General features: G+C 53.7%; 1 protein-coding gene and 1 pseudogene. Both read left to right on the top strand.

The window, feature by feature from the left end; genetic code table 11:
* Positions 1-315: pseudogene (locus AC07V8_RS25795) on the top strand (hypothetical protein); the annotation flags it as partial.
* A 5-nt stretch (positions 316-320) separates the two neighbouring features.
* Positions 321-574, top strand: a 254-nt coding sequence (locus tag AC07V8_RS25790) for a hypothetical protein (protein ID WP_494681217.1), incomplete at its 3' end; no start/stop codon positions are given.

Genomic DNA, 574 nt, shown 5'->3' with positions numbered 1-574 from the left:
CCCATGCCGCTCGGTGCGGCCAAGTGGGAGCCGCAGCAGGTCAAAATCAATCAGCAAGGCCAAATTACCTTGATGGAGACCAAGGCCGGCCATGTCTCCAAAATGATGCTGAACCTGATTCGTACCGGCGGCAAATTCAATGCCAAGGTGTACGAAGGTACACCGTCCAAGTTCTCCGTCGCTAAGCCGATTTATGATTGCTTCATCCAGCTGGATAACCCGGATCGTGATTGGGAAAACCGGTCACAGGTGCTCAATATCTCCGGGACGCTGTTTTTCCACTATTTCAACGAAGAAATTCCAGGAAATATTTAAGCGTCATGGCGGAGTTTTCTAAAACACTGAAGGAGCTGGCCTTGCTCTTTCTGGCACAGGAACGGCCGGTGGGTATCGTGTTGGAAGAAGAAACGGTGCTTGCCCAGGCGCTGGCCGCCGCCAGATATTGCGGTGGTTATGGCGCATTTGACGCGTTGCTGCCGGCGGTGGCTGTTGCAGAGATGTCGTCGGAAGCACGTGATCCCTGGGAGTCTTCATCGTCGTACCCACGTTTTCCTGTTCCGGACAACCTGTATCC

It is taken from the genome of Collimonas sp. GW821-FHT02H07 (assembly GCF_059421505.1).
This window is presented reverse-complemented; position numbering and strand designations above follow the sequence as displayed.